The organism is Streptomyces sp. NBC_00045 (genome assembly GCF_045041095.1).
GTDB lineage: Bacteria > Actinomycetota > Actinomycetes > Streptomycetales > Streptomycetaceae > Streptomyces.
The window spans coordinates 3,511,076-3,535,894 of record NZ_CP108271.1; the positions used below are offsets into that span (position 1 = coordinate 3,511,076).

The following is a 24,819-nucleotide window of genomic DNA, read 5'->3' on the forward strand; positions in this document are numbered from 1 at the left end:
GCGCAGGGCCGGCGACGGGAGCCGGCCCGGGGAAACCGGCCACCGGGCGGGCTGGGAGCCCGGCGGCCGGAGCGGGGGCGCCTTCTCGGGGGGGGGGCGCTCTCCCGGGAAGGCGCTGCTACTGGAGGCGCCGGACCGCGAGGACGCAGTGGGCGCTGCCGGTGAGCACGGCCTCGTCCCCCGCGAACTCCTGGAGGGTCTTCGGCTCGACCGGCTGGCCGGGGACGGCCTCGGGCCAGGCCCGCGTGGCGAAGAGGAAGTAGGCCTGGCCGCTCTCGTTGGCCGCGGCGACCCATTCGTCCGGGGCGGTGCAGGTCGCGTTCAGCCCCGGCAGGGTCAGCCCGACCTGGTTGTCCGCCAGCACGATCTGCACCGGGAAGGCGGCCGGGTTGCGGGTGCCGTCCATGACCACGTCACCGATGGGCAGGCCGATCTCCTCCAGCAGCCCGCGGGCGGCCCGCTCGCCGGCCTCCCGCCCCTGGGGTCCGTCGCCGAGGGTGTAGGCGAGCAGGTACGGGATGTCGTGGCCCTCGGAGGGGTCGCCGATCCAGGCGAGCACGGAAAGGGTGCCGAGCTGGGACCGGTCGATTTCGGCTTGAGTTGAAGTCATGCGCCGCACCCTAGTGCTCTCTCCCCGGAGCCTTTCACGGCCTTTCACCCGGGCGGGCTAGACCGCCCAGAATCCCTCTCCGGAATTCGTCTGCATGTTCGCGTCCCTGTACTGGAGCCGCACGATGCGCGCCTTTTCCGGGATTTCGAACACCACCCATCCCTCGGCCCGCTCACCGACCGCGAGGGAATCGAAGACGAGGGGTTTGCCGGTGGTCAGTTCGCCGGTCGGCACCACCGGGTGGCGACCGCCCGCGCTGTCGTACGCCCACATGCGCCCGAGGGCCCCGTACGAGTCCCCGCCGACGTTGACGAACGACATCGAGGCGGCCACCCAGCGCTTGCCCGCGGGCGGCGCGTAGTTCTTCTCCACGCTGACCGCGGGGTCGACGTACGCGTTGAGCACGGCCTGGAGGTGCCGGCCCACCTGGCGGCCGCGCACCCGTACGGAATCACCCACGTGGGCGTCCTTCGAGGCGGCCAGGTCCGCCCCCGGGGCCGGGTCCGGGTCTTCCCCGGCCCCCGGCACGCCGTCGTCCACCGGGACGGCCGGCGCCGCGGCGGGGGCGAGCGCGGCACCCTCTGGGGCACCGGAGCAGGCCGTGGCGCCCAGCAGCAGGAGGGGCAGGAGAGCGGCGGCGAGGACGGAAGCGGACTGACGCATGCGCGATCCCTTCGGGGACCTTCGGGGATGTGTTCCGGCCAGTCTCACGCGCCCGAGCGGGCAATTGCACACACCGACACGAGTGCGCGGAAGGAGTTGCCCGCCATCTGCCAGCAGAATGCGTTTCGGCGCTTTTGTGCCGACCCACACCCCCATGGAGGATTCATGCGAGTTTCCACCCGCCGAGTGGCCGTGACGGTGCTTTCCGCGCTGGCTGCGGCCAGCGTTTTCACCACGCCTGCCGACGCCCGCTCCCAAGGTGATGAGATTTCCGTACAAGAATTCGGTCACATCTCCGAGGATGGCCGCGTCACCCTTTTCGGGACCTATTCGTGCACGCCCTCATCACCCCGTGGAGTGCACATCCAGGTCACGCTCGCACAGGACGGGACCCAGCTGGGCTTCGGCGGGGAGGAGGCCGTCTGTGACGGCGCGGAGCACGCCTGGTCGACGAGCACCTCGCTTCGCATGACCCCCGACGTGCACCCGGGCCCGGCCACTGCACAGGCCCGCCTGCAGTCGTCGAGCCTGCACTCCGGGATGACCCTGCGGGTGTCGTACCTGGCGCAGGCGGAGCGGAACATCGTGCTGGAGGAGAAGCACCGCTGACCCGGCCCGTAGCCGGTAGCCACCGCTACCGGCAGGCGGGCGCCGCACCGGTCATCGACATGAACGCGACGGTCCGGCAGGCGGGGTCGGGGTGCGGGCGCCCGGTCACCCGGTTCACGGCCGTCGGCACCGCGACGGCCAGCAGGAGCGCGAGGAGAGCGGTCGTGGCGCCTTTGCCCGGCCGTTTGTTCAGCCGGTGCACGGCGGGATCCGTTCGGATGAGGTGGTCCTGGTGGTCCGTTCCATGGACCGCATCATCACTCCGGCCCCGGCACCCCACAACTCGGCGTGAGCACCGGGTCACCCGTACGCGCGTCCCGGCAGGTCGATCGCCCGGCCGCTCACCCCGGCCGGTCGCCCGTGCTCCGTACGCTGCCGGCGACGTCGAACTCGCACCACACGGCCTTGCCGTCGCCCCGGGACTCCACTCCCCAGTGCGTGGCCAGCGCGTCGACCAGCAGCAACCCGCGCCCGGTGGTGGCGGCCTCCCCCGGGGTGCGCCGGCGCGGCCAGACGCTGGAGCGGTCCTTCACCCACAGCCGGATCCGCCGGACCGGCTCCGGCAGCACTTCCATGGTCAGCACCGCCCCGCCGTCCGTGTGCAGCAAGGCGTTGACGAGGAGTTCGCCGGCGGCCAGTTCCACGTCGTCGGCGAGGTCCGGCATGCCCCAGTCGCGCAGGGCCTGGCGCAGGGCGTAGCGGGCCTCCGAGAGGCCCTCCGGGTCCGCCTGGTGGATGTACTGGTGGATCCGCGGAGCCCGGTGGGTGCCCGGGTCCGGGGCCCGGCGCAGCACCAGCAGCGCCACGTCGTCGCCGGAGCCCCAGCGCTCCCAGAGCCGGTCGGAGAGGTGGTCGGCGAGCGCCCCGGCCTCCTGCGGCCCGCTGCGCACGGCGTGGGCGAGGGCCTCCATGCCCTGGGTGATGGCGGTGCCGGGCTCCTCCACCAGGCCGTCGGTGCACAACACCAGCGTCTCCCCGGGGACCAGGTCGAGCCGGGTCTCCGGGAAGTCCTCCTGCTCGAACACCGAGGCCAGGCCGAGCGGCAGGCCGCCGCGCACGTTGGGCCATCCGGTGCGCCCGTCCGTGTGCCGGATCAGCGGCCCCAGGTGGCCCGCGCGGACCGCCCGCACCCCGCCGGTCTCCAGGTCCACCTGTGCGTACATGCAGGTCGCGAAGCGCTCGGTGTCCAGCTCGGCCAGGAAGCGCGAGGCCCGGGCCAGCACGGTGGACGGCGGATGACCCTCCCCCGCGTACGCGCGCAGCGCGATCCGCAGCTGCCCCATGACCGCCGCCGCGTGCGTGTCGTGGCCCTGTACGTCGCCCACGACGATGCCGACCCGGTCGCGGGGCAGTGCGATCACGTCGTACCAGTCCCCGCCGACCTCCCGCCCGCTCCACGCGGAGTGGTAGCGCACCGCGATCTCCCCGCCGCTGATCTCCGGGATCCGGCGCGGCAGCATCGAGGCCTGGAGGCTGGTGGCGAACTCCCTCTCCTGGTCGAACAGGAGCGCCCGCTGGAGGGACTGCGCCACGATGCCGGCCAGGCCCAGGCACAGGTTGCGTTCCTCCGGGCTGAACTCGGTGCGCCGCCGGTAGAACAGGACGAGCCCGCCGATGGCCTTGGCCTGCGCGATCAGCGGCAGATAGGCGGCGGCGTCGAAGCGGATCCGGTTGAGGTAGTCCGCGAGCAGCGGGAACTCGCCGGCCAGGTCGGTGAGGGAGGTGACGAACCGTGCCTTGCGGGTGAGCACCGCCTGCGAGAGCGGCAGCGAGCCGTCCAGCCGGGTGAACTGCCGCTCGCTGAGGATCTCCAGCGACTCCCCGCTCAACGCGATGATCTTGATGGCGCCGTTCTCGACCAGTCCCAGGGCGAGGCCGTCCGCGCCGAGCCGCTCCAGCGCGCCCGCACCGGTCAGCGTGGCCGTGACGTCGTCGACCGTCACCGCCCGCGACAGGGCCTCCGTCGTGCGCTGCACGATCGTGGCCTGCTGGGCCCGCGCCGACTCCAGCTTGCGCAGGATGGTGGCGTGCGCGAGCTCGGCCGTGGCGTCCCGCACGATCCCGACGATGCGCACGGCCTGCCCGTCGGCGTCCCGCAGGATCCGGCCCTGCGTGTGCGTCCACTGGTCGACGCCGTCGCGCCGCTGCACCGTGAAGTACGAGCCGTACGTCTCCGCGCCGCCGTCCAGCGCGACCGTCGTGGACTCCGCCAGCCGCACGGCGTCGTCGGCCGGAATGCGCAGCCCCAGACCCTCCGGGGTGCCGTCGAACTCCTCCCGTTCGAGGTCGAAGACCACGAGCCCGGGCTCGTCCAGCGTCAGCGTCCCGGCGGCCAGGTCCCATTCGAAGCTGCCCATGCCGTTCAACGCGAGCCGCTCCGCGGGCCCGGTCACGGGGTCCCGGCGGCCCTGCTCGGATCTGTCGCGCTCCGCCGCTGACAAGAGACACACCACCTAACGGCCGGGCCAGCACGGCTGGGAGATCAGCCGCTCCCACTCCTCGTCAGGATGCCCCGGAAGGGTGCGCCCGGCCTCCTGCCAGCGCCTGACGAGGGAGAGGTAGATCGTCGGCTGGTCCGGCGCCCCGTACCCGGGAGGGGCGTACGGCGGGGCGGTCCGGGCCGCGGTGCTCCTGGCCCCCGCGGTCCTGGCCGCCGGGGCGGGCTGCTCCGTACGGCTCGCGGGAATGTGCACCCAGCCACGGCCGCCCTGTGCTCGCTGCTCCGCACTCATCGCGGACCCCTCTCGACCTCACCGCAGAGACGTCTTCGGATGCCCGGCACCGGCCCGGTCGGGCCGTACGGTCCCGGTGGAGCCCGCCGGCCCGACCCGGGCGCCGAGGCGCTTTCGTACTCCTCTGACCAGTCTCCCCGCCGTGAACCCCGCACCGTGCACGAATCGCATGGAAGGGCCGAATGAGGGAGCCGTCAGCAGCCCCGCGAAGAACAGTCCGGGCCAGGAGGACTCGAAAGCGGCGCTCAGCTCCGGCGTGCCGCCGTCCCCGACGACGGCGAGGGCGGCACGCAGCCGCGCGTCCAGCAGGCCCAGCCGGTCGAGGTTCGGGGTGAACCCAGTGGCCGCGACGACGTGCGCGACGTCCAGTACGACGGACTCCCCGGCCGCGGTGGTCAGCCCGAGCCGCGTCCGCCCGCCCACCGGCACCGCCCGGTGCAGGCGGTGCCCCAGCAGCGCCGGGACGCTCCGCTCGAAGCGGTCCCGCAGCCACCACGCCCCGGCGGGCCCGAGCGCGGTCGCCGCGATCCGCTCCCGGGTCGGTGCGGGCAGCCGGCGCACCGCCCAGGGCAGCTCCGACCACGCCCAGCTGCGCCAGCCGGTGCCGAGGCCGCTGTGCGGATCGCGCAGGGCCCGCAGCGCCGGACGCTCCAGCGGCTGGGGCACGGTGTTCCAGTTCAGCCGGGACCGGCGGGCGACGAGGCAGGGCCTGGCCCCGTTCTCGGCCAGCAGGGCGGCGGTCTCCAGGGCCGCCTGCCCGGCCCCGATCACGGCGACCTCCCGGCCGGCGAACCGAGCCAGGTCGCGGTGGCCGCTGCTGTGCGAGCAGTGCCCGGGGGGCAGGTCCCGCAGCGCCTCCGGTAGGTGGACGAACGGCATCACCCCGACGGCGAGCGCGACCGTCCGGGCGAGCAGCGGCGGCCCCTCGGCGGTCCGCACCAGGAAGCCATCGCCCTGGGGGGTGACCTCGGTGACCGTCACTTCCTCCACCTCGGGCACGGCCTGCCGCGCGAACCACATCCCGTACGAGCTGAACGTGCCGATCGGGAGCGGGCTGCCGTGCTCGGCCACCAGCCCGCGGGTGGCGCAGTACGCGGCGAGCGTGTGCCGGCCGGCCGGCGCGGACAGGTTGGAGGACCACGGCTCCGACTTCAGGTACATGCCCTCGGGCATGTGGTCCCGCCAGGAGGCCATGGGCCGACCGAGCACCCGCACGCCGAGTCCGGCCGCCGCCGCGTGCGCGGCGATCGACAGCCCGTACGGCCCGGCGCCGACCACGACAAGATCGTCCATCCGCGTCACTGCTGTCCCTCCAGTCTCGTGGACCCCCTGTCTGCGCTGCTTCCGCCCGCCCGGAGGTTCCGGGCGGGCGCTACAGGGCGGGCGTCATCTGGTCACCAGTTCGTCCGGTTCGGCCGGGGCCGCCGGCGGGGTCAGGTCGCGGGCGCGCTGGCGCGGGGCGCGGACCACGGCGCGGGCCGTGCGGCGGCCGTGCGCCGGAACACCCCGCAGGACGCGCACGCCCTTCCCCGCGCCCCGGCCGAGGAACGCGGCGAGCATCGCGAGGAACGGCAGAGGGTCGTCGGCGGCGAACCAGGCCGCCTCCGTCCGCCCGCGCTCCGACCGCGGCACCACGCGTACCGGACCGCTCCGGTCGCCCCCGGCACGCTCCGGCCCGGCCCCGACACGCTCCGGCCCGGCCCCGGCCGAGTCGGCCCGCGCCGGAGCGGGTACGGAGCCAGGGCGCCGTACGGCCGGGGCAGTCGGGCCCGCCGGGGCCGTGTCGGCTGCGCCGCGGCCGGGAGTCGAGGGGGCCTGGACCGGGCTCTGGGCCTGGGTCGGGAGCGGCGCAACGACCGGGGAGCGCCAGGGAAGTTGCCGGCCCCGGACCGCCGCCAGCAGGGCGTAGTTCTCCGCGACGAACACCCGCCCCGGACCGCCCGAGGGCTCCGGGACCCGTTGCTCCGTCAGATCCAGGTACATCGCCTGGACCACGTCCAGCCCGCCCGCGTCCGTGAACAGCCGGAACTGCGCGCCCGGGCGCGGGTTGAAGTCCACCAACCGGAAGCAGCCGTTCTCGTCCCGCCGGAAGTCCAGGTCCAAGATCCCCTGGTAGCCCAGCCGTTCGGCGATCCGCAGGCCGGCCTCCTCCACCGCCGGATCGGGCAGCCAGCGCCCCACCGCCGTCAGCCCCGTGCGGACCGGCCACGACAGCTCCTTGCGGCCGGACCCGGCGAGCAGCGGGTGCCCGCCCCGGGCGAACGCCCCGTGGAAGAACCAGTCGGTGTCCGTCCCGGCCGGCAGGAACCGCTGGAGCAGCAGCCGGCTGCCGGCCTCGGCCGTGCGCTCGTACAGCCGGCGCGCCTGGGCGGCGGTGTGCACGAGCGTGGTGCTGCGCAGCCCGGCGCCCGAGGGCAGCAGCCAGGGCCGGCTCCACTTGGCCACAACCGGCAGGCCGAGCCGCCAGGCGGCCTCGGCCGCTTCGGCCCCGCTCGCCGGGATCACGGTCTCCGGGTGCGGGATGTCCCAGCGCGCGCACAGCTGCGACAGCTCCGCCTTGTCCGCCACCCGGGCGGGCAGCCCGTCGGGCTGATGGGGGATCCGGTACCGCCCCTGGAGCATCGGCGCGATCCGCGCGACGGTGATGGCGCTCAGGTCGTCCATCGCCACGAGCACCGCCGACCTGCCGATCCGCTCCGACACCCCGACGAGGCATTCCAGCAGCGTTTCCGGAACCTCGGGATCCAGCCCGCCGGCCGGGCCGGGATGCGCGGCGTGCAGGTACCGCGAACGCCCCATGGGACCTCCCCCGGCCTCGACGACGGCATGGACCTCCACGCCCCTGCGCCCGAGCGATCTGACGGCGCCGAGGGTTCCGTGGTGGAACGGATTCCGATCGAGTCTGAGCACTACAGCGGGCACATGGCTGACGAACGCGTGCATGGGAACGGTGTCTTTCACCTAGTCGGACCAAGCGGGGAGGATACGCAGCTGCGAATGGCCTAGGCGGCGGTCACCGGACAGGCCATTCGTCAGATGTGATGCCTAACGTCTTTGACAAGCAGACCGATTCAGGAAAGTTCGGGAGACGCCATGCCCAGACCACACCGCCGACTGGCGAGCACCTGCATCGGTACGGTGACGGCCGGACTGCTGGCCACCGGGGCCGCGCTCGCGGCCCCCGAGGAGGAGCAGCCCAGGGGCTCCGACATCGCCATGGGCGCGTTCCTCGACTCCGGTCCGCCCGGCGTCACCCGGATGCCGCAGCTGTCGCGCTGGCTGGGCGGCAAGGAGATCCGGGTCGGGCACACCTATCTGCCCGGAGACCGGTGGGCCCGCATCGAGGATCCCGACTTCCTGGGCTCCTGGGCCCAGTGGCGCCGGGCCAAGGCGAACCGGCTCTTCGTCCTCAACGTGCCCATGCAGGAGCGCAACGAGGAGCACGTCCCCGACCGCCAGGTGGCACAGCTGATCCGGGCGGGCGAGGCCGGCGAGTTCGACCGGCACTTCGGGCGGCTCGCCGAAAAGCTGGTGGAACTGGGCCTGCCGGACACGGTCATCGTGCTCGGGTGGGAGATGAACGGCTCCACGTACACCCACCGCTGCGCGCCGGACCCGGAGAACTGGAAGCAGTACTGGCGGCGCATCGTCAATACGATGCGCTCCGTGCCCGGTCAGGACTTCAAGTTCGATTTCGCCCCCAACCGCGGGTCGGACGCGATCGGCTGGACCAAGTGCTACCCGGGCGACGACGTGGTCGACGTCATCGGCATGGATTCGTACGACCAGGCTCCCGGCCGGAACTTCGACGAGATGATCAGCCAGCCGTACGGGCTCCAGCAGCACGTCAATTTCGCGAAAGCGCACGGCAAAGAGATCTCGTACCCGGAGTGGGGGCTGTTCCGGCACGGGGACAACCCGGACTACGTGCAGCGCATGCTGAAGTGGATCGAGCAGCACAAGCCGCTCTACCACACCATCACCGACTACTGTCCGCACGGCGTGTGGCAGTGCAAGCAGAACCCCCGGTCCGCGAAGGCGTTCCGCGGCGCGCTCGCACCCCAGTGGCCGGGCTCGGTGATCCCGACCCCCGTGGTGCCCACGCCGGTCATCCCGACACCGGTGGTCCCGACGCCGGTCATCCCGACACCGGTGGTCCCGACACCGGTCGTGCCGACCCCGCAGGTCCCGACCCCCGAGATCCCCCTGCCCTCCCCGGCGGTCCCGTCGCCGGACGTCCCGGTGGTCCCGGTGGTCCCGGTGGTCCCGAGCACGGCCCCGAGCACGAGCCCCGGCCACGACCCCGACCCCGAGCCGGTGCCCGTGCCCTCGCCGGCCGTTCCGTCGCCGCAGACCCCGGTGAGCCCGAGTCTGGACCCCGTCCCGGTGCCGGTCCCGGTCCCGAGTCCGGTCGTGCCGAAGCCGGAGCCCGTCGAGCCGCCCGGCAACAGCACGCAGTGGTGCTTGCCGGTCAACTTCGGCGAGTGGCTCTCCAAGCTGATCGGCAAGCAGTCGGTCTGCATCAAGCTCGACTGGGGCAAGGACTCCGGCTTCTGGCCCTGGTAGAGCCGTCATCGGACCCGCAGTTCGTTGAGCCGGGCGCGCCAGTCCCTGGCGGCCGGCAGGGCCTCGCGCAGTACGTCCACCGCCCGTTCGCGCCCCGCCACCTGCGATTTGTGCAGGCGGAGCAGGGGCGCGAGCGCCGTCCTGGCCAGCAGGAACCGCTGGTTGACGACCGTCTCGGGCCGCCAGTGGTTCTTGTACGGCTCGTTGCCGCGCAGGAAGCTCACCACCGGTCGGCCCTCCGCCAGTGCGCGGCCCGCCTCATAGCGCAGCAGCAGCGTCGCCACGTCCACCTTCCGGGTCCGCAGGTCCGGGTCGGCCCCGTACAGGTAGCCGCCGCTCAACGCCCCCGACAGCAGCGTGAGGTTGGCGGCCACCACCTTCCCGTCCAGCCGGAACTCCGTCAGCCGGCCCTCGCCGGCCCGCACCATCCGCCGGGTGGCCCGGGTCAGGTGTTCGGCGAAGCGGGGCCTCAGGTGTTCCGGGGTCACCCCGCGCCCGCGCCACTGCTTCTCGTGGAGCCGCAGCAGCGTCCGTACGGCGCGCGGCACTTCCTGCTCGGTGACCTCGCGCTCCTCGATCCCGGCCGCGTCGGTCTTGCGCAGCTTGGCCCGCACCCGCTGGGCGCCGGAGGCCGGCATCCGCTTGACCAGTTCGTCGAACGGCAGCGCGGGCAGCTCCATGCAGGTGGAGTCGGTGAGCGTGCTGCGGATCCCGGGCCATTGGTCGTACAGCGCCTCGGCGGCCGCCCCGGGCCGTACCTCGCGCAGGTCGACGACGGCGCCACGGGCGGCCTTGTGCAGGCCGCGGGCCAGCGCCGGGACGACCTGGTCGGCGTGCCCGGCGGCCACCAGGACGTCGAAGTAGTCGGTGATGCCGCCGCCGAGCGGCACCAGGAGCGGCAGCGGCCGGTGGACGAGCATCAGCGCGCACGCGCCGACGAGCTCCTCGCCGCACCGGACGAGCACGATGCGCAGCCGCCCGTCCCGGCCGTACGAGAGCCACCACGAGTGCAGCCAGGCGTGGCTCTGGAAGGGGGTGGCGGTGGGGCAGGCCCGGAAGAGCCGGTTCCACGGCTCTTCCAGCGCGGCGAACTGCCGGGGGTCGCGGCACAGCGTCACCGACAGGGCCCCGGTGGAGCCCGTGGTCATCGCACGGACTCCTTCTCCTTGGCCGTGGTGGGCTCGCCCTGCGCGGGCAGGGAGGCGTACTCCTCGACGACGGGCTGCATGTCGTGCCGGCGGCCCCGGCCGGGCCGGGCCAACAGCCACAGCCCGCCCAGCAGTCCGCCGGCACACAGTCCGACGGCCCCGCTGATGGTGGCGGACGGCGAGGCGGGCTCGCTCGGCGCGACGGCCTGGTTGAACAGCAGCAGCTGCACGCCGGTGTTCTTGGCGGACTGGTTGCTGTTCAGCGAGAGCGCGTCGGCGACGGCGTTGGCGATGTCGGCGGCCTCGGTCGGGCTCTTGGAGGTGCCGGTGATGGCGATCATCGGGGACTCGGGGGAGGTCTCGGCGCGCACCTGCGTACGGAGCCGGCGGGCGGTGACGCCCGCGCGGGGCTGGGCGTACGCGAGGGTGGAGCTGCTGGTCGCGATGCGCGCGTACGCCTGGGCGAAGCCGAGGGCGGTGGCTGGCTCGGTGGTGTCGTCCGGGACGGCGACGACGTAGCTGGTGGCGGCGTACTCGGGTGCCTTGAGCACCCCGTACGCCCCGCCCGCGGCCAGCCCCAGCACGGCGACGGCGGGCAGCGGCCACCACGCGGGCGGCGGCAGCAGCCGTACCTTGCGGCGACGGCGGTCGGTCTTCTTCTGATCGGCGGTGTCAGCCATGTGCGTGTCTCTTTCCTGATGGAGGAGGGTTGGTACGGGTCCCGTACGGGGACCGCTGCGGGGGCCGGGTCACCCGGCCCCCGACCGGGCCGAATCGCCCGCTTGCGCCGGTGTCTGCGTCCCCGGGCCCGGCGGTTCCTGGGCCGCGGGTTCCGGGGCTTCGTTGCGGGCGGACGGGGCCACGGTCGGGGCGGGCGTGAAACTCCGCACGCCGTGCCCGGTCGGGGCGGGGGCGTGCCCGCTCGTGCGCTGCGCCAGGGCCAGGCCGTAGACGGAGAGCAGCTGGTCCGCGCTGCCGGCGATGTCGTAGCGGCGGACCACCGGTGGCGGGGGCAGCCGTCGCGCGCCCGCTTCCATGTGCCCGCGCAGCGCAGCGACCAGCTCCTCCGTCCCGGTCCCGATCCGCCGCGCCCCCGGTGCCTGCGCGGCCGGGAGGTCGTCGATCGCCGGACAGGTGACGTGCAGGACGGGCAGTCCCGCGGCCAGCGCCTCCACCACCGCCAGCCCGAACGCCTCCTCCCGCGACGGCGACACGAACACGTCCATCGCGGCCAGCAGCGCCGGAATCCCCGGGGTCCGCGCGTCCGCGCCGTCGCCCAGCGGGTCGCGCTCCCCCAGCAGGTGGATCCGGCTCTGCGCGCCCAGTTCCGCGGCCAGCCGCCGCAGCGCCGCCCGCTCGGGCCCGTCCCCGGCCAGCAGCAGATGCGCTCCGGGCAGCGCCGCAACCGCCCGGACCAGCGAGTCGAACCGCTTGCCCGACACCAGCCGCCCGACGCCGCCGACCACGAACGCCCGCTCCGGCAGCCCGGTCCGGGCCCGGGTGGCCCGGCGCACCCCCTCGTCGAAGCGGAAGCGCCCGGCTTCGATCCCGTTCGGTACGACGTGCACGCGCGCGGCCGGCACCCCCCACGCCTCCAGCCGCGCCGCCACGGTGTCGGACACGGCCACGGTCGCCGCGCCCAGGCGTTCACTGGCCAGGTACAGGCCGCGCACCCCGCGCGTCAGCGGCCGGCCCTCGATCTCGCGCTCGCCGAGGGAGTGTTCGGTGGCCACGCTCGCCCCGACCCCAGCGAGCCGGGCCGCGATCCGCCCGTACACGCAGGCCCGGTACAGGTGGGTGTGCACGAGGTCGTACTGCTCGCGCCGCATGAAGCGCACCAGCCTCGGCAGTGCCCCCAGGTCCCGGTTGCCCCGCATGCCCAGGTGCACGACCCGGACCCCGTCGGCCCGCAGCCCCTCGGCCACCGGCCCGGGGTTGGTCAGCGTGAGCACGTCGCAGCGCATCGGCAGGTGCCGCAGCAGCAGCCGCAGTTGCTGCTCGGCGCCGCCGACGCCGAGCCCGGTGATGACGTGCAGTGCCCGTACGGACTTCACCGGTGCACCGCCCGCCGCAGCTCTTGCACCCGGTGCCGCAGCTGCTTGATCCGCAGCCGCCCGGCCCCGTCCGCCTGGCTGACGTGGGTGCGCGGGAGGGCGTGCGGGCCCGCCAGCCGGCCGGGGTCGATGGCGCAGGCGTAGCCGTACCCTGCGGCCCTCGTCGCGGCGACGACCCGTGCGTCGAGGTGCCCGTACGGGTAGCAGAACCCCTCGGGCAGGGTCCCGGTCAGCTCCCGGATCAGCTCCCGGCTGCCCCGCAGCTCCTGCTGGAGGATGTCGTCGGCGGCCGCGGTGAGGTCCTGGTGGAGCAGTCCGTGCGAGCCGATCTCCTGCCCGGCGGCGGCTACTTCGCGGATGCCCTCGGCGGTCAGCAGGGACTTGCGCGGGCCCAGCGGGTCCCACACGTTGTCGACCCCGAGCCGGCCCGGCAGGACGAACAGGGTGGAGGTGCAGTCGTGGCGGCGCAGCAGCGGCAGCGCCCGGGTGAGGTAGTCGGTGTAGCCGTCGTCGAACGTGAGCCCGACCAGCCCGGCGCCGCGTCCGGCCGCCCGGGCCCGGAGCAGTTCGCCGACGGACACCCCGCGCAGGCCCCGCGAGCGCAGCCACACGAGCTGGGCCTCCAGCGTGGTCGGGGTGACGGTGATTCCGTACGGGTCCTCGGCGGGGTCGGTGAACTCGGCGACCGAGTGGTACATCAGGACCCACGGCGAGGCGGTCCGGCGGGCGGGGACCGTCGTGGCGGCCGGCGCCGTGCGGGTGTCAGCGGGCATTGCGGAACCTCTGGGTCATCTGGGTGATCTGGGCGGGCAGGGCGGTGATCTCAAGCGCCCGTATGGCCATGCCGCAGGCGCCGAACATGGCGGGGACGAGCAGGCAGCCGAGTGCGACGCTCAGCAGCGGGTCGGGGATCATCGGCCCGGCGATCCAGCCGGTGCCGCAGGCACCGACGGCGGCGACGGAGAGCCGGCCGATACTGAGCGCGACCCGGCGGACCTGGATGGCGACGATCCGCGAGCCGAGCCCGGTGAGCAGCAGGGCGGCCGTGGTGGAGATGCCGGCGGCGTTGGCGGCGGCGATGCCGTACGTGCCCCACCAGCGGACGGCGAAGGCTCCGGCCACGATGTTGACGAGGAGTCCGGCACCCATCGCGAGCGCCGGGAACCAGGTGGGCCGGGCGGTCGAGAAGAAGGGCCGGGACAGTGCCCCGACGAGGCAGTGGCCGAGGAGTCCGAGGGCGTAGACCCGCATGACGTTGGCGGTGGCCAGGGAGTCGCGGTGGGTGAACGCACCGCGTTCGAAGAGGACCTGGATGATCTGCGGGGCGTACCCGATGACGAGGGCGCTGCCCATGAGGACGGCGAGGGAGGCCAGTGCGAGGTCCTGTTCGACGCGCCGCCGGGCCTTCTCCCGCTCTCCGCCGGCCATGGCCTGGGCGACGACGGGGAAGGTGACGGTGCAGATCATCAGGGACAGCACCATCGGCATCTGCGCGACCTTCTGCGCGTAGTTCAGGTGCGAGATGGCCCCGGGGGGCAGCGAGGCGGCGAGGAACCGCTCGACGAGGACCTGTGACTGCCGGAACACCGCGAAGAAGATCACCGGGGCGATCAGCCCGAACGCGATGAGGGTGGGCCGGTCCCGGTCGCGCTGGCTGCGCGGGGCGTCCTTGGCGCGGGGCGGCCCGAAACCCACGTTGCGGATGAACGCGGGCAGTTGGACGAGCGCCATCAGCAGGCCGCCCGCGGCGACACCGGCGGCGGCGGCCCGCACCCCCCACACGGCGTGGAGAGCGATCATCGTCCCGATGATCCCCACGTTGTACGAGACGTAGATCGCGGCGGGCGGTACGAACGAGCGGTGGGCCCTGAGCGCGGCGCTGAAGTACCCCGCGACGCCGAAGGACAGCACGGTCAGCGCGGTCATCCGGGTGCACTCCACGGCCAGGGCCGGATCGGGCAGTCCGGGCGCGAGCACGGCGACGACGAGCGGCGCGGCGACGACGAGCAGGGAGGCGACGGCTGCCAGGAACACCGTCAGCCGCGGCAGGGTCGCCCCCACGAGCAGCCGTACGGGGTCCTGTGCGCGGGCCTCCTTGCGGGTGAGCCCGGCGCGGGTGGCCGCCCGGCGGGCCAGGGCGTGGCTGAACGCGGGCACCATCAGCAGCGCCATGGCGTCCTCGATCAGCAGGGTCGAGGCCATTTCGGGCACGGTCCAGGCGATCAGGAAGGCGTCGCTGTCGTGCCCGGCCCCGAAGAGGTGCGCGATCGTCTGGTCCCGGACCAGCCCGAACACCGCCCCGGCGGCTGTCAGTCCGGCGGTGACGGCGGCGGCCTTGGCCAGGAACCGCCCGAGCGGAGCCGCAGCCGTGCTCCCGCCCGCGGGGCCGGCCCCCCGGGGTGCGGCGGCCGTGTCGTCCGTTCCGGGCGCCGGGCCGTCGGGCAGCTCACGGCGCGCGGCGGCCCGGGCCGCCACCCGGACGGACCGCGCCGCGCCGGCTCCGGTCCCGGACGGGACCGGGGCGCCCGTCCCGGACGGGGGCCGGGAGCCGGCGGAGCCGTGCGGGGCTACGGGGGACGCCGGGGCCGGCGTGCCCGGGACGCGGGCGGGGCCCGCCCCGGCCGGGGGGCCGGAAGCGGGCCGCCAGGGCGTCGTATCGGTCACCGGCCGTCCGCACCCGGAACGGCGCGCAGCGCGGCCACGAGGCCGGTGCGCCCGCCCGCGGCAGCAGCGTCGCCCGGACCGCGTCCCGCGCCGAGAGTCGTGCCTGCCCCCGGCCGGCCGGGGCCGCCGGGAACCTCGTCCCGACCGGAAGGCTCGGGCAGCGCCCACCAGGCCGCCAGGCCGATGATCACCCCGGTCAGGACGGTGGACGGCCCGCCGATGTCCGCGTACAGGAAGTCGGTGAGCTGCCAGACGAACAGCCCGATCGCGATCAGCCCGCAGTCGCGGAGCGCGGAGCCGCCGGTGACGCACCGCCGCAGACCCGCGACGAGCAGCGCCGCCCAGCCCCCCGCGAGCGCGGTCAGCCCGATCAGGCCCTGCTCGCTGAGCACCAGCAGGTACATGTTGTGCGGGGAGAGCAGCGGCTGGCGGATGTACGCCTGCCCCGCGCCGGCGGTGTCGCTGCCGGAGGACAGCCCCAGCGAGGAGTGCCCGTCGCGGTTGGCCGGGAAGCCCTTGAGGCCCACGCCGACCGCCGGACGCTCGCGCCACATCGACTCGGCGGCGGCCCACATCGTGTAGCGGTCCGTCACCGACTGGTCGGGGGCGCTGGAGACCTGGGTGATCGAGGTCAGCCGCTCCGCGACCATCTCGGAGCCGACGCCGAGCCCGCCCACCAGCACCATTGCGGCCGCGGCCAGCGCGAGGAGCAACTTGAGCGCGCGCCGGATGCCGGCCAGCATCATCACGAGCACCGCCGTGCCGACCGTGGCGATCCACGCGCCCCGGCTGAACGACAGCACCAGCGGCACGACCAGCACCAGGGCCGCGCCGCCCGCCATCCGCCGCACCCGGCCCGGCAGTCCCGGAGCCAGCGCCACCGCGGTCGCCGCGACCAGCCCGTACGCGACGACCGTGGCCATGCCCATCACGTCGCCGGGCCCGAAGGTGCCGACGGCCCGGATGTCCTCGCCCTGGTACGAGGCCCCGGTGTGGGTCGCGTACTGCACGACCCCCACCGCGCCCTGCACCAGCGCCAGCACCACGAAGCACCCGGCGGCCAGCCGGAAGTCCCCGGCGTCGCGCACCAGCAGCACGATCGCCGCCGGGACCAGCACGAACACCTGGAGGTAGCGCACGAAGCCGGGCAGCGCCGCGTACGGGTCCCCGGCGGTCGCGGTGGCGACGGCCAGGCCCACGGCGGGCACGCCGAGCACCAGCACGCCCAGCGGGCTCAGCTCCCTCACCCGGCCGCGCAGCGCCTGCACCGCGCACACCAGCACCAGCAGCAGTGAAGCGGCGTCGGCCGGGCCTACCTTGCCGGAGGTGCTCGCGTCGCCCGCCGCGATCGGGGCGAGCAGCAGCAGGACGGTCGCCGCGAGCGGCAGCAGCGGCCAGTGGCGCCGCAGCAGCCCCGTCACGTCGGGCCGGGCCCCGCCCAGGGGTACGGCGAGGCTCATCAGCTGCCCCCCAGCCGGAAGCGGAAGAAGGAGGCCGCGGTGCGGGCGAGGATCCACAGGTCCTGCCACAGCGACCATGTGTCGATGTAGTGGTTGTCGAAGCGGGCCCGGTCCTCGATGGAGGTGTCACCGCGCAGCCCGTTGATCTGGGCGAGCCCGGTGATGCCGACGGGCATCCGGTGGCGGGCCTCGTAGCCGGGGTGCACCGCGGCGAACTTGGCTACGAAGAAGGGCCGTTCCGGGCGCGGTCCGACCAGGCTCATGTCACCCCGGACGACGTTCCACAGCTGCGGGAGCTCGTCTAGCGAGGACTTGCGCAGGAAGGAGCCGACGGGGCTCATCCCGTGGTCGCCCGCGACGGTCCACCGGGTGGCGGACTCGTGCTCGTCGGCGCGCAGGGTACGGAACTTCAGCAGCGTGAAGGGGCGCCCGTACAGGCCGACCCGCTCCTGCCGGAAGATCACCCCGGGGCCGTCGGAGAGCCGTACGACCAGTGCGCACAGCCCCATCACGGGCGCGGCGGCGATCAGCGCGATCGCGGCCAGCGCCCCGTCGACGGCCCGCTTCACCCAGCGCTCCACCGGCCGGGACGGGCGCGGCAGCAGCGGCTGTACGGCGTACCCCCACAGCTGGTCGGCGGGCTGGGCCACCCGCATGCCGGTCACCTTGGCGGTGCCGGCCGGGTCGGCGAGCCAGAGCCGGCAGCCGTGGTCGTGGAAGAGCCGGACCAGGGAGGCGGTGCGCTCGTCGGCCTCCGGCGGGCGGGTGAACACCGCGTGCCGGACCGAGTTCTGGATGACCGCGCGCCGGACGTCCTCGTGCGTGGCGAGCACCGGCACGCTGCCGCCGTCCTCCTCCACCGAGCCGGTTTCGGCGAGCCCGACGGGGCGCAGCCCGTACTCGGGACGCCCGTGCAGGGCGGCGGCGACCGCGCTCGCCCCGGCACCGGGGCCGACGACCAGGGCGGAGGCGGGCCGGAGGCGGGCGGAGCGGCGGCGGAGCCGGTTGGCCAACCCGCGCCCCGTGCACGTGAGGACGATCTGCAGACAGACGGCGGTCAGCAGGGCGGACCAGCCCAGGGCCCGGCCGGGTGCCGCGGCGGCGACGACGGCGGCGGCTCCGCACCACAGGACGGCGGCCCGCCCGGCCAGCGCGGGCAGTTCGAGCAGCGCGGAGGGCGCGAGCCGCGGCCGGTACAGCCCGGCCTGGGCGTGCAGCGCGGCGGCCAGCACGGCGATCGGGGCGGCCGCCTCGGGCGGCACCGCCGCCCCGGGCCGGGCGACGACCGCGGTCGCGAGTACGGCGGCCAGCGCATCGGCGGTCAGCAGCGGGACGACCCCGTCGCGGCGCCGGACCCGCTGCGGCCGCACCAGGGGCCCGGCCGGGTCGGCCCTGGGCCTGCGTGGGGGGTGGATGGCGGTCACGGACCGTCGGACGGCTGCGGTGCCGGCGGTGCCGCCGGCAGGCCCCGTGCCGCCCTGCCCGGTGTGCCGGGCGGGTGCGCTGTCCATCGTCATCGGCTGATGCGCTCCTGGTTCAAGGGCCGGGGCCTGCCCAGCAGTTCGTGGTACAGACCGGTGACGGCGTCCGTGGTCCGCCGTACGTCGAAGTCGGTCCGGGCGTGCTGCTGGGCCTGCTCCCCGAGTTCGGCGAGCAGCCGCGGTTCGGCGAGCAGCCGTCCCAGGGCCTTGGCCAGGGCCGTCGGGTCCTCCGGCGGTACCAGGCAGAGCCGTCCCTGGCCGGGCGGCAGGCTCTCCCTGGCACCGCTGACGTCGGAGACCAGGACCGGTCGGCCGCAGGCCATGGCTTCGAGCGGGGCGAGCGCCATGCCTTCCCACCGCGACGGCAGTACAACGAGATCGGCGGCCCGAAGCCACGGTCGGATGTCGGGGGCGGCCCCTGCGAAGAGCACTCCGGGCGGGGCGCTGCGGCGCAGCCGCTCGGTGTCGGGGCCGTCGCCGACGAGCGCGAGACGGGCTTCGGGGATGTTGCCGAGCACCTCCCGCCAGGCCCGGAGCAGGATGTCCTGGCCCTTCTGCTGGCAGAGCCGGCCCACGCAGACGGCGAGCGGCCCGTCGCCCAGGAAGGCGGCGGGCAAGGGAAGTTCGGTACGCGCCCGGGCCCGGTCGGTGTCGCGGTCGGGGCCGCCGGGGCGGAAGTGGTCGAGGTCCACTCCGTTGCGGATCACCGACCAGTGGGCCGTGATCCCCTCGGCCTCGCCGGCTCGGCGTTCGGCCTCGCTGACGCAGAGCACCCGGTCGGCCCAACGGGCACCGAACCGCTCCCAGCGCAGCGCGAGCGCGGCGGTGGCTCCGCCGACGGCGTCGAAGGACCAGGCGTGCGGCTGGAAGACGGTGGGCACGGCCCCGCGCACGGCGAGCCGCCCGGCCAGTCCGGCCTTGGCGCTGTGGACGTGCAGGACGTCGGGCCGGACCAGGCCGATCACCCGACGGGCGCCGAGCACTTCGGCGGGCAGGTCGGGTCCGGGGGCCCGGCCGGCCCGCCAGGTGAGCACCTCGGCGCCGGCCGCGCGGGCGGCGTCGGCGAGCTGTCCGCCGCGCGGGCAGCCGACAGCGGTGCGCAGACCGGCGGCGGTCTGGGCGCGGACGAGGTCGACGACGACGCGGGCGACACCGCCGTCGACGGGCTGGACCAGGTGCAGGACGGACAGGGGGCGGGGGATCGGAGGCTGCGCTGGGGAGGACTGCGCAGGGGGAGGTTGTGTCGGCACGCGGAGCGGTCTCCTACGTTCAGCGGCGCGCGTCTGTCTGAACGAAGAGCACGCCGAGGAATTGACCCTGGCTTTCGCCCGTGAACCTGAAGCTCAGGCTGTGGGCGCCACCGGACAGGGCGGGACTCAGGTCGAACACGTCCGCGTCATATCCGAGATTGTTCACGTGTTCGGGCTGTCGCACGAACGAAGGATGTCCGAATTCCGTGATGGTGGAATTCATAACATCATTAAAAGGATTTTCTGCATCGCTGACATTGACCCGGCGACCACGGTCGGAGGTCACCGTGAGCGAGTCCCCGAGGGTGCCGCGGTCCCCGTCGTACGCGACGACCCCGGCCTTGCCCGCGGACCCTGCGGCCGCGTCCAGCCCGGCGATCTCGACCGTTTCACCGGCCGCCTCGCCCGCACCCGCGTCGAGCCCCTCGAAGCCGTCCCACAGGGAGATCCGGCGCACCGGCTCCTGCGGGTGCTCGTAGGCCACGACCAGCGTCCAGCCGCCCCAGGCCCCCACCTCGGAGTTGCCCATGGCGATGTTCAGCTGGGAGACCGTCCACATGCCCGCGCCGCCCTTGCGGACCAGCGGGGTCACATCGGCCGAGGCCTGGTAGGCATCACTGCCCGCGTCCGAGCGGTGGCCGATCACCGTGTCGGCGAGGACCTCCTTGTACGCCCCGCCCGGCTCGGCGACCAGCACCCGGCCGTTGTCCTCCGGCGGCTTCTGCTCGCCCACCCGCAGGTTCCCGCCCCAGTACAGGCGGGCGTACGAGACCTTCGCGCCCTGCGGGACCTTGAGCTCGGCCCGGGTGGAGTTGTAGGTGTCCGGATCCTTGTCGACCTCGCTGTAGAACATGTCGAAGTCGCTGTTGACCCCGGCCGCGCCGCGCTTGACGTCGGCGCAGGGCTCGACGTCCGGCGCCTCCTCCCGACGGCAGCCGATGGAGGAGTTGGAGGCGCGGACCAGACCGCCGCGCTGGACGGACTGGTAACGCTGCGTGAACGGAACCTTGGCCATTTCCCGCACGGCGGGAGCGGCGGGAGCCGCGGGACCCGGCGGGGCAGCGGCGTCCGCAGCAGGGACGTTCGCCGAAAGCGCGAGGCAGGACAGTAGACCGAGCGCGCCGAGGATTCTGCGGGACGAACCCATGACCCCGTCTCCATTTTCGATCAAGCGGACAAAACAGTAGTGAACGTTGTCAGAAATCAGGCTGGAAATCACGCCGGACTCGCACGTACGGCCTTTTGGGCGATAACACGCACCCTCACAGGGGGCGAGTCGTTATGCCGTGCACCATTGTTCGAACCGAAAGGAAAATCGGAGATGAAGAAGAGGCTGATGCGCGGCACCACCCTGGCGGTCGCGGGCGCTGCGGTGCTGATGGGCGGCGCGGGCCTCGCCTCCGCGGACAGCGGCGCCGAGGGCATCGCGGCGGGATCCCCCGGCGCAGTGAGCGGCAACCTGGTCCAGGTCCCGGTTCACGTGCCGGTCAACGTCTGCGGCAACACCGTCGACGTGGTCGGCCTGCTGAACCCCGCGTTCGGCAACCACTGCATCAACGCCTGACCGTCGACGCCTGACCGTCGACGCCTGACCGTCGACGCCGGCCCTCGACCCCCGGCCGTCGGTCCACCCGTCAACCGCGCTGCCCGAAACGACGGCATCCGGGTGAAGGCACGCAACCCGAACCGGGGCGCGCCCGTTGATCCGAGTGCTCCACTACCGGGCAATCCTGAAAAAAGGGACGAAAATGATCAAGAAGATGATGGCCACCGCGGCTGCTGCCGCCTCGGTCGTGGGCATCGGTGCAGCCATGGCCCCGCAGGCGATGGCGATCGGCAACGACAACGGCATCAACACCGTCAACGGCAACGGCGCCTCGCAGATCTACGGCAACCAGGCCACGTACGGCAACATGAGCCCCCAGATGGCGCTCATCCAGGGCTCGTTCAACAAGCCCTGCATCGCCCTGCCGGCCAAGGTCAACGCCCAGTCGATCCTCGCGCTCGTCAACGTCGGCATCCAGGACATCCCGGTCCTGTCCAACCCGATGAACCAGCAGTGCACCGAGAACTCCACCCAGGCCAAGGGCGACGAGCCGCTCTCGCACATCCTGGACAACATCCCGGTCCTGTCGGGCAACGTCTCCGCGGGCAGCTGACCGCACCCCGCGTCTGCGAGGCCGTCGCACCCCTCCGGGTCGCGGCGGCCTCGCCGCTTGTCGGCACCGCGAATATCCCGCAAATCCTCCCCGAATTTCCGGTGGGGCACGTCAGGTAAATTTCGGAGCCACCCCCGAAAATCTTCGGTTTCCTTTCCCTGACCCACTCGTTGTCATTTCTGCAGCGGACAAGCCTCTGCGGGAAGGATCAAATACAAATGACGTACAAGAAGGCAGTGGTGCTGGCCGCCGGCGTTCTGATGGCCGCCGGTGCCGCCTCCCCCGCCATGGCCGACTCGTCGGCCGAGGGCGCGGCCGTGGGCTCCCCCGGTGTCCTCTCGGGCAACCTGGTCCAGGTCCCGGTTCACGTTCCGGTCAACGTCTGCGGCAACACCGTCGACGTGGTCGGCCTTCTGAGCCCCACGTTCGGCAACCACTGCATCAACGCCTGACGAAGCGCCTGCGCCCGCGAGGGCGAACCTCCTCGGGGTGGCCCCGGAGTGCACGGCGGTGCACTCCGGGGCCACCTTCGATTCAGCACCGGCGGGAGAGCCGGTAGACAGGGAAGGACCCATGCGACAGGTACTCAGCCGACAGGTACTGGGCAAGGGAGTGCTCACGGCGGCGGCCGCCACAAGCCTGCTGTCGATCGCAACCGGCGCGGCCTACGCGCACCAGGGGGCGACGGCCGAGGCCTCGCATTCCCCGGGTGTGCTGTCCGGCAACAGCGTCTCGGTACCGATCACCTTCTCGCCGAACGTGTGCGGCAACAGCGTGGACGGCGGGGCGGCGCTCAACCCCTCGTTCGGAAACACCTGTGCCACCACGACCGGTTCGGACGCGCACCGAGCCGACCGCGGCTACGAGCGCTACCTCAGCCCCGAGCACGCCCAGGCCTTCGAGCGCTACCTCGAAGAGCAGCCGGGCGGCCGGCACGCGCTGCCGCAACAGCGCCACGAGGAGCCCCGGCAGGAGGAGGCCCGCCGCCACGCGCCGCGGCACGCGGCACCCCGGTACGAGGAGTCCCCGGACGAGGGCGGCTACGGCGGACCGGGGAAGGAGGCCGACCGGAGCCAGGGCGGGCCGGGCGGATACGGAGGCTCGGACGAGAAGGAGTGCGACGACCACCCGCACGCCCTCCCGGCTCCGGCACCGGCGGCCCACCACGCTCCCCCGGCGCCCCAGCGCCCACAGCCCCGGCCCCACGCCAAGCCGAAGCCGCAGGCCGAGCACCCGGCCCCGCGGCCGGCGCCCAGGCCCGCGCCGAAGCCCCCGGTCCACGAGGGGCCCGCGGCGCACGCGCCCGCGCCGCCCGCGGTCCCCGCACACCCGGTGACCCTTCCGGCCCCGGTCCAGGAAGCGCCCGTACCGCTTCCCGCCCCGGTCGAGGAGGCGCCCGTCCCCGCGCCGCCGCACGGCAGCCAGTTCGTGGAACACCCGGCTCCCGCTCCCGCGCCGGAGGTCGTCCGTCCCGCCGACCAGCCGCCGGCCGCCCCCGCCGGTGACATGCCCGTCCACCTGGCACCGGCACCGGCGCCCGTCCCCGTGACGCCGGCCGCGCCCGTCCCCGCGCCGGCTCCTGCTCCCGCCCCCGCGCAGGTGTCGGCGCCGGCGCTCGCCGAGACCGGTGCGGGCAACCCCGGCGCCGCGGCGGCCCTCGCCTCGGCGCTGGTCCTGGGCGGCGCCATTCTGTACCGGCGTTCCCGCATCTCCTGACCGGCAATCACGGTAATCAGAAGAAATATCGGCCGGAGAATCCCCGACGGGTTCTCCGGCCGTTGCCGTACGCGTTTCCGGAGCGGCCGGGAATCGTTACGCAGGGCGAAAGCGACTCGACGGTCGCCACTGCCCCCTGTTCACGAAAGAAGAGGATTTCGATAATGAAGCTCACGAAGGTAGCCGCGGTCATCGCCGGATCCGTTGCCGCGCTCGGCGGCGCCGCTCCCGCCTTCGCCGCCGAAGCGCCGGCCGCGATGCCCACCATGAGCCTGACGGGTGGCGCCACCGAGGCCGTCAACTCGCTCGCCCCGGTCACCGAGTCGCTCCCGCAGACCCTGAGCAACGGGGTGGCCGAGCAGGGCGAGGCCGTCACCAAGGTCTTCGACACCGCGCAGCGCGTCAACGACTTCCGCAACAATGCGCCGGGCAAGGTGCTCGGCGCGGCGAACGGGGTCACGCAGGCCTCTCCGCTCCTCGGCGGCGTGAAGCTCAACGGCGGGGCCCACTGAGCCGGTCGAGGCACCCGCCCCCGGCGGGCACGCGGCAAAACTGTGGGCGCCACCGGCGAGGCCGGTGGCGCCCACAGTCAGGTGTTCCGACTGACGTCAGTTGTTGAGGCAGACGTTGCCGAACGTGGGGTTCAGCAGGCCGACCACGTCGACGGTGTTGCCGCAGACGTTGACCGGAACGTGAACCGGGACCTGGACCTGGTTGCCCGAGAGGACACCGGGGGAGCCCACGGCCGCGCCCTCGGCCGACGAGTCGGCCATGGCGGAGCCGGCGGCACCGGCCGCAGCGAGACCGGCGGTGGCCAGGACCAGGGCGGCCTTCTTGGCAGAGTTCATGGGAAGTGCACCTTCTGTTCGATGTGTTCTGCCCCGACGCGGGGCTCACACCGAGCGAAACGGTCCAGCGTCCCAGACGACACGGCTCCGCGCGCAATCAGACCTGTTCAGCTCAATAGTCGTAACCACGCGCGATTTCCGAGCGCCTTCCTCCCTACCGCCCGCCCGCTGCGGGAGGCCGGGACCCTACGGCACGATCTCCACCGGTGTGAGCACCGGGTTGGCCGGAGCCGGTGCCGCCGGTGCAGCCGGCTTGGCGACGGGCGCCGCGGGCTTGGAGACCGGAATCTCGGGAATCGCGGGGATCTCCGGAATCGCGGGGACCTCCGGGACGGACGGGATCGACGGGAGCCCCGGGATCGACGGGATCTCGATCGGCAGCGTCGGGATCTCCGGCAGGCTCGGCAGGCTCGGCAGCTTGATCGGCGGGAGCGTCACCCCGGGCAGCAGGGTCTGGAGGTACTGGGTGAGTCCGTCCAGGGTCGCGCCGATCCCCGCGAGGAGGTCGTCGAGCGGACCGGCCGCCGCGACGCGACGGTCGATCTGCTGCTGGGCGGCGGCCACTCGTTTTCTGGCGGCGGCCTCCGTGCCGCCGTCCGCGGCGCCCGCCGGGGCGGCCGCGCCGGAGAGTATGACGACGGCGAGGGCCGACGGGACGAGGACGCGGATGCGGGACGGCTTCGTGCGGTGCATGGGGGTTCCTTCGGTGGTCGCACAGAGGCGGACCCGAGCGATCCGCTTCCTTACTCACCGTGCGGACACCCCCTACGGAGCGCAACAGGATCTTGAACCGTTCCGGCCGGTTCTGCGGGCTGCGTACGGGCTTCGCGCACGCGTCCGCAGAAGGCTCACCCGGGGC

General features: G+C 73.7%; 25 protein-coding genes. 7 read left to right on the plus strand and 18 right to left on the minus strand.

Annotation, left to right across the window (positions count from 1 at the left end; all coding sequences use genetic code 11):
• Window positions 1-118: 118 nt before the first annotated feature.
• On the minus strand, window positions 119-610 hold the full coding sequence (locus OHA65_RS16300) for a DUF5949 family protein (RefSeq protein WP_327283833.1): 492 nt from the start codon (window positions 608-610) through the stop codon (window positions 119-121).
• Between the two features lie 57 nt (window positions 611-667).
• Window positions 668-1,273, minus strand: a complete 606-nt coding sequence (locus OHA65_RS16305; protein WP_327283834.1) for a hypothetical protein — start codon at window positions 1,271-1,273, stop codon at window positions 668-670.
• 165 nt (window positions 1,274-1,438) lie between these two features.
• Between OHA65_RS16305 and OHA65_RS16310 the strand changes: the two genes are divergently transcribed.
• Window positions 1,439-1,882, plus strand: coding sequence for a DUF6299 family protein (locus OHA65_RS16310; protein WP_327283835.1), 444 nt, complete (start codon window positions 1,439-1,441; stop codon window positions 1,880-1,882).
• Between the two features lie 25 nt (window positions 1,883-1,907).
• Here the strand turns inward: OHA65_RS16310 and OHA65_RS16315 are convergent, their stop codons facing one another.
• The 5 genes from OHA65_RS16315 to OHA65_RS16335 all read right to left on the minus strand — a co-directional run bounded on the left by OHA65_RS16315 (window position 1,908) and on the right by OHA65_RS16335 (window position 7,413).
• Window positions 1,908-2,084 (minus strand): hypothetical protein, encoded by a 177-nt coding sequence (locus OHA65_RS16315; protein ID WP_327283836.1) that lies wholly within the window; start codon window positions 2,082-2,084, stop codon window positions 1,908-1,910.
• 139 nt (window positions 2,085-2,223) lie between these two features.
• Window positions 2,224-4,239, minus strand: a complete 2,016-nt coding sequence (locus tag OHA65_RS16320; protein WP_371646855.1) for a SpoIIE family protein phosphatase — start codon at window positions 4,237-4,239, stop codon at window positions 2,224-2,226.
• 96 nt (window positions 4,240-4,335) lie between these two features.
• Window positions 4,336-4,614 carry a hypothetical protein gene (locus OHA65_RS16325; protein WP_328763014.1) on the minus strand — a complete coding sequence of 93 codons (279 nt, stop codon included), beginning with the start codon at window positions 4,612-4,614 and terminating at the stop codon, window positions 4,336-4,338.
• 18 nt (window positions 4,615-4,632) lie between these two features.
• Window positions 4,633-5,907, minus strand: a complete 1,275-nt coding sequence (locus tag OHA65_RS16330) for an NAD(P)-binding domain-containing protein (RefSeq protein ID WP_328763015.1) — start codon at window positions 5,905-5,907, stop codon at window positions 4,633-4,635.
• A 93-nt stretch (window positions 5,908-6,000) separates the two neighbouring features.
• Window positions 6,001-7,413: an ATP-grasp domain-containing protein gene (locus OHA65_RS16335; protein ID WP_405762055.1), complete on the minus strand. Its 1,413-nt coding sequence runs from the start codon at window positions 7,411-7,413 to the stop codon at window positions 6,001-6,003.
• A gap of 294 nt (window positions 7,414-7,707) precedes the next feature.
• On the opposite strand from OHA65_RS16335, the gene OHA65_RS16340 reads away from it, so the two are divergent.
• Window positions 7,708-9,180, plus strand: coding sequence for a glycosyl hydrolase (locus OHA65_RS16340; protein WP_328763017.1), 1,473 nt, complete (start codon window positions 7,708-7,710; stop codon window positions 9,178-9,180).
• A 5-nt stretch (window positions 9,181-9,185) separates the two neighbouring features.
• Here the strand turns inward: OHA65_RS16340 and OHA65_RS16345 are convergent, their stop codons facing one another.
• From OHA65_RS16345 to OHA65_RS16385, 9 genes are all read right to left on the minus strand, one after another.
• Entirely contained in the window at window positions 9,186-10,328 is a 1,143-nt protein-coding gene (locus OHA65_RS16345) for a GNAT family N-acetyltransferase (protein WP_327283842.1), read from the minus strand.
• A complete protein-coding gene (locus tag OHA65_RS16350; RefSeq protein ID WP_371643808.1) occupies window positions 10,325-11,008 on the minus strand; it encodes a lipopolysaccharide biosynthesis protein in 684 nt (227 codons plus the stop codon). The genes OHA65_RS16345 and OHA65_RS16350 overlap by 4 nt, the downstream gene beginning before the upstream one ends.
• A gap of 69 nt (window positions 11,009-11,077) precedes the next feature.
• Complete coding sequence (locus tag OHA65_RS16355; protein ID WP_327283844.1) at window positions 11,078-12,382, minus strand: glycosyltransferase; 1,305 nt, start codon at window positions 12,380-12,382, stop codon at window positions 11,078-11,080.
• Window positions 12,379-13,155, minus strand: coding sequence for a polysaccharide deacetylase family protein (locus OHA65_RS16360; protein WP_327283845.1), 777 nt, complete (start codon window positions 13,153-13,155; stop codon window positions 12,379-12,381). The genes OHA65_RS16355 and OHA65_RS16360 overlap by 4 nt, the downstream gene beginning before the upstream one ends.
• Window positions 13,145-14,857 (minus strand): murein biosynthesis integral membrane protein MurJ, encoded by a 1,713-nt coding sequence (gene murJ / locus OHA65_RS16365; RefSeq protein ID WP_371646857.1) that lies wholly within the window; start codon window positions 14,855-14,857, stop codon window positions 13,145-13,147. Before murJ ends, OHA65_RS16360 begins: the two co-directional genes overlap by 11 nt.
• A gap of 185 nt (window positions 14,858-15,042) precedes the next feature.
• On the minus strand, window positions 15,043-16,506 hold the full coding sequence (locus OHA65_RS16370; protein WP_328763021.1) for an O-antigen ligase family protein: 1,464 nt from the start codon (window positions 16,504-16,506) through the stop codon (window positions 15,043-15,045).
• Window positions 16,506-18,023, minus strand: coding sequence for an exopolysaccharide biosynthesis polyprenyl glycosylphosphotransferase (locus OHA65_RS16375; RefSeq protein WP_371643811.1), 1,518 nt, complete (start codon window positions 18,021-18,023; stop codon window positions 16,506-16,508). Before OHA65_RS16375 ends, OHA65_RS16370 begins: the two co-directional genes overlap by 1 nt.
• Complete coding sequence (locus OHA65_RS16380; RefSeq protein WP_327283848.1) at window positions 18,020-19,237, minus strand: glycosyltransferase family 4 protein; 1,218 nt, start codon at window positions 19,235-19,237, stop codon at window positions 18,020-18,022. Before OHA65_RS16380 ends, OHA65_RS16375 begins: the two co-directional genes overlap by 4 nt.
• Window positions 19,238-19,256: 19 nt before the next feature.
• Complete coding sequence (locus OHA65_RS16385) at window positions 19,257-20,384, minus strand: DUF3344 domain-containing protein (RefSeq protein ID WP_327283849.1); 1,128 nt, start codon at window positions 20,382-20,384, stop codon at window positions 19,257-19,259.
• 174 nt (window positions 20,385-20,558) lie between these two features.
• Here OHA65_RS16385 and OHA65_RS16390 point away from each other — a divergent pair, with 174 nt between their 5' ends.
• The 5 genes from OHA65_RS16390 to OHA65_RS16410 all read left to right on the plus strand — a co-directional run bounded on the left by OHA65_RS16390 (window position 20,559) and on the right by OHA65_RS16410 (window position 23,624).
• Window positions 20,559-20,801, plus strand: a complete 243-nt coding sequence (locus OHA65_RS16390; RefSeq protein WP_327283850.1) for a chaplin — start codon at window positions 20,559-20,561, stop codon at window positions 20,799-20,801.
• Between the two features lie 184 nt (window positions 20,802-20,985).
• Complete coding sequence (locus OHA65_RS16395; RefSeq protein ID WP_327283851.1) at window positions 20,986-21,396, plus strand: rodlin; 411 nt, start codon at window positions 20,986-20,988, stop codon at window positions 21,394-21,396.
• Between the two features lie 218 nt (window positions 21,397-21,614).
• On the plus strand, window positions 21,615-21,848 hold the full coding sequence (locus tag OHA65_RS16400; RefSeq protein WP_327283852.1) for a chaplin: 234 nt from the start codon (window positions 21,615-21,617) through the stop codon (window positions 21,846-21,848).
• 121 nt (window positions 21,849-21,969) lie between these two features.
• Complete coding sequence (locus tag OHA65_RS16405; RefSeq protein WP_327283853.1) at window positions 21,970-23,112, plus strand: chaplin; 1,143 nt, start codon at window positions 21,970-21,972, stop codon at window positions 23,110-23,112.
• 164 nt (window positions 23,113-23,276) lie between these two features.
• On the plus strand, window positions 23,277-23,624 hold the full coding sequence (locus OHA65_RS16410; RefSeq protein WP_327283854.1) for a hypothetical protein: 348 nt from the start codon (window positions 23,277-23,279) through the stop codon (window positions 23,622-23,624).
• A 96-nt stretch (window positions 23,625-23,720) separates the two neighbouring features.
• Here the strand turns inward: OHA65_RS16410 and OHA65_RS16415 are convergent, their stop codons facing one another.
• Entirely contained in the window at window positions 23,721-23,960 is a 240-nt protein-coding gene (locus OHA65_RS16415; RefSeq protein ID WP_327283855.1) for a chaplin, read from the minus strand.
• Window positions 23,961-24,146: 186 nt separating this feature from the next.
• Window positions 24,147-24,653: a hypothetical protein gene (locus OHA65_RS16420; protein ID WP_371643815.1), complete on the minus strand. Its 507-nt coding sequence runs from the start codon at window positions 24,651-24,653 to the stop codon at window positions 24,147-24,149.
• Window positions 24,654-24,819 lie beyond the last annotated feature (166 nt).